We start from the raw sequence: 3766 nt of genomic DNA, 5'->3' as shown, positions 1-3766 counted from the left end.
GTGTTCTACTGCCCGTTAAGGCTGGGATAAATTATCACACCAAATTTTAAAAAAGGTGGAGTTTATTATGGATAAAGAATCAATTTTAGTTGTGGAAGATGAAGAGAAAATCCTCAGGTTGCTTGAACTGGAATTAGAATATGAAGGCTATGAAGTAGGAAAAGCGGCAGATGGGATAGAAGCACTTGAAGCTTATCGGGCCAGGAAATGGGATTTGATTTTGCTTGATGTGATGCTTCCGGGACTGAGCGGGATCGAGCTGCTGCGCCGCATTCGCGGAAAGGATGGAGCTACTCCGGTTATTTTATTAACTGCGAAAGATTCGGTTGAGGATAAAGTATCCGGTCTTGATCTTGGTGCAAATGACTATGTGACAAAGCCGTTTCAAATGGAAGAGCTGCTTGCGAGAATCCGAGCAGTTTTAAGAACGGCAGCTCCGTCAGCAAATCCGGCAGAAGAGTGGCTTTATGCTGGAGATTTGAAAATAAATGAGAAGACGAGAGAAGTGATTCGAGGAGAAGATGAGCTTGAGCTTACACCGAAAGAATATGATCTGCTTCTCTATTTATTAAAAAATCAGCGACAAGTACTAAATAGGGATCAAATATTAGAGGCTGTCTGGGGTTATGACTATTTTGGTGATACGAATGTTGTTGATGTATATATTCGCTATGTTCGTAAGAAAGTAGATTATAACTATGATTATCCGCTTATCCACACAGTTCGCGGTGTTGGCTACGTCTTAAAGGATGCACAATGAGACTGCGTGATAAAATCAATCTGTATACGAGCGTCCTCTTTATTAGTTTACTTATCATTATGAACGTAGCAATTTACAGCGTCTTCAGTCATTTAATGGTTGAAAACGAGCTGGACCGTGCAAAGGCAGAATCGGAAAAAACGGCGAGGGATATTAGAGAAACGATTGAGCAAATTTCACCAGGAGAACTGCTTCGTGCTTATGTTCCAGTTGATGGTATGATCGGAATTGTTACAGAAGCGGGAAGACAAGTGACGACCTCTCCTTCAGAAAGATCATTACAAAAACGCGAGAGCACTTTCTATCCGGGTGAGAAGCATGAACTTATTACATATAAGAAAAAAGACTATGTCTTTATCTCAAGCCCGATTATTTTAAAGGACGGCACAGTTGCAAATTTACAGATGATAAAAAGTATTGAATCAACAAGGGATATGCTCGGCGTGTTAAAAATTGTTTTCATTGTTGTTACTGTGATTGCGATGATTCCCGTACTTATTTCAAGTCGTTTATTAAGTAATTTAATTACCCGCCCAATTTGGCTGATGACTGATACGATGAGAGAGATTCAAAAAAGCGGTCAATTTAAGCGTCTTACGCTAGAGGAAAAGTCAAAGGATGAATTGGTGGAAATGGGCAAAACATTTAATCATATGATCGATCTGCTCCAAACTAACTTTAAAAAGCAGGAGCAATTCGTATCGAATGCCTCACATGAATTAAAGACACCTTTAACAATTATAGAAAGTTATGCTGATCTTTTAAAAAGAAGGGGCTTGGAACGCGAAGATTTATTTCATGAATCAGTAGAAGCTATTCATTCTGAAGCAATTCGAATGAGGGAGATGACAGAACAATTGCTTCAGCTCGCCAAACATGATGAGAACTGGAATATTGATATAGAAAAAATAAATCTTACACAGTTTATAGCTGAATTGGCTCCTATTTTTCAAAATGCTTACCGGCGTGAAATGAAATTAAAAAGTACAGAGACTATCGAATGTTATACAGATGCCCAAAAGTTGAAGCAGCTCATCTATATTTTTTTAGACAATGCCAGAAAGTATAGTGATGAAGCTATTACTGTTTCAGTCGGAAAAATTGAAAACAGGGCATATGTTCAAATAGATGACAGGGGAATCGGAATTCCGAAAGAAGATTTGCCGAAAATATTTGATCGTTTTTACCGTGTCGATAAAGCGAGGAGCAGAAAACATGGGGGATCAGGTTTAGGACTTTCCATGGCGAAAGAAATTGCGGACGCAATAAATGTGAGAATTAAGATAGACAGCTTGGAAGGGAAGGGGACGACAGTTATTCTTTTTCTTCCGCTCTCATCGAGTTCTCATTTTTCTAAGTTATAATGTGAACGAGGTGATCAGATGAATAATAAAAAATGGATATGGATTGCTGGAGTCAGTTTTATTGTTATTCTTCTCCTTGCTATCAGTTTTAAATGGTGGGCGCCGTCATCTTCTGCTGAAACATTAACAGAAGAAGAAGTGGTGAAGATAGTATTAGAAAAATATCCGGGAGAAATTGTTAAAACGGTGAAAGCTGATAATAAATTTGAAATAGAAATGAAACGTGATAAAGGTACGTATCACTTACAAATAGATGCAAAAAGCGGAGAAGTAATATCCTTGGAACTTGTAGAAAAGGTTCAGGAGCAGCCGCTTCAACCGAAGCAATTAACAGAGGATGAGGCTAAAGAGATCGCTGCTTCGGAGGGTACATTGGAATCAATTGACTTAATAAAGGAGAAAGACAAATCTTATTATGAAGCAATTGTGAACAAAAATCATGAAAAAATAACATTGCAGTTAGATACTGTGACAGGGGAAATTATTCATTCAACGAAAAAAAGGGCGGCAATCATTACGGAACAGGAAGCTATTGCAATAGCTTCAACTGAAGCAGCTGGAAAAATAGATGATATCGACTTACATGACAATGCAGACGGAACACCATATTACCTCGTGGAAATAGAACCGGAAGATGGCGATGATATGGTCGTGCAGATCAATGCTTATACCGGGGAAGTAAAATCTGTTACATTGGAAGATAATGCAGAAGATCTAGATTAAAAGGATTAGGGATAAAGGTCTATATAATAGTAGAAATACGTTATATTTAAAATTTCGCTGATATCCCGAGAAGATAGCTGACATATTTAAAATTTCACAGATATATAAACACTTTCCAAAGATGATGAGAAAATAAAATAGATTTCTCATCATTTTTTAATCTTCTCTTTCCTTTTTTCTCATTTTAGCTGTGTAAAGTAAAGATAGTAAAACAAATAGAGCTTAGGAGGAAATAAAGATGAAGAAAATAATGGTCGGTGCACTTGCGGTAACAGTTGTTTTAGGTGGAGTTGGATTAATCAATCACGGTTATGCACAAGAGAAAACAGAAAAGGTAAATACTTCAGTGCAATCGAAACAATTAATTAGTATAGAAGAAGCGAAGGCGAAAGCGTTGGAAAAAGTAGCAGGAGAAATTGAGAGTATTGAATTAGATGACAATGTATATGAGGTAGACGTGAATAAAGGTAATAAAGAATATGATATTGATATCTATGCGTACACAGGAGAAATCGTGAAATTTAAACAAGATAATCGTGATAACGACGATGATGACGATGATATTCGCGCAGACTTATCTAACCAAGCAATTATTACAGTAGAAAAAGCGGTAAAAATTGCCCAGGGCGAGATTAAGGGAGAAGTAATTGAAACAAATCTTGATGAAGATGACGGCAGATACGAATATGAAATTGAATTGCGAACAAATAAAGGTGATGTTGACGTTACAATTGATGCGGTTACTGGAAAGGTATTAGAAATTGATAACTAAGCAAGAAAAAGACGAGGATGTCTAAAAACCCCTTTTTAGACATCCTCCTGAAAGACCCCGTTATGAGAATCCATTAAGATTTCATGACGGGGCTTTTCATATTTTAAAAACTTATTAAAGATTTATCCCAGCCTTAACGGGCAGTAA

General features: G+C 37.2%; 4 protein-coding genes. All 4 read left to right on the top strand.

The annotated features are described in order from the left end of the window. Nucleotides 1-67: 67 nt before the first annotated feature. Entirely contained in the window at nucleotides 68-760 is a 693-nt protein-coding gene (locus BFA01S_RS21070) for a response regulator transcription factor (protein WP_066235538.1), read from the top strand. Continuing rightward, nucleotides 757-2124 carry a sensor histidine kinase gene (locus tag BFA01S_RS21065; RefSeq protein WP_066235537.1) on the top strand — a complete coding sequence of 456 codons (1368 nt, stop codon included), beginning with the start codon at nucleotides 757-759 and terminating at the stop codon, nucleotides 2122-2124. Before BFA01S_RS21070 ends, BFA01S_RS21065 begins: the two co-directional genes overlap by 4 nt. A gap of 18 nt (nucleotides 2125-2142) precedes the next feature. Then, the gene (locus BFA01S_RS21060; protein WP_066235535.1) at nucleotides 2143-2847 is read left to right on the top strand and encodes a PepSY domain-containing protein; all 705 of its coding nucleotides are present in this window, start codon (nucleotides 2143-2145) and stop codon (nucleotides 2845-2847) included. A gap of 238 nt (nucleotides 2848-3085) precedes the next feature. Continuing rightward, the gene (locus BFA01S_RS21055) at nucleotides 3086-3619 is read left to right on the top strand and encodes a PepSY domain-containing protein (RefSeq protein WP_066235533.1); all 534 of its coding nucleotides are present in this window, start codon (nucleotides 3086-3088) and stop codon (nucleotides 3617-3619) included. Nucleotides 3620-3766 lie beyond the last annotated feature (147 nt).

Origin of the sequence: Metabacillus fastidiosus NBRC 101226 (assembly GCF_001591625.1) — a bacterium.
Classification (GTDB): Bacteria; Bacillota; Bacilli; order Bacillales; family Bacillaceae; genus Metabacillus; species Metabacillus fastidiosus.
The sequence above is the reverse complement of the archived record's forward strand: the minus strand, read 5'-3'. Positions and strand labels throughout refer to the sequence as shown.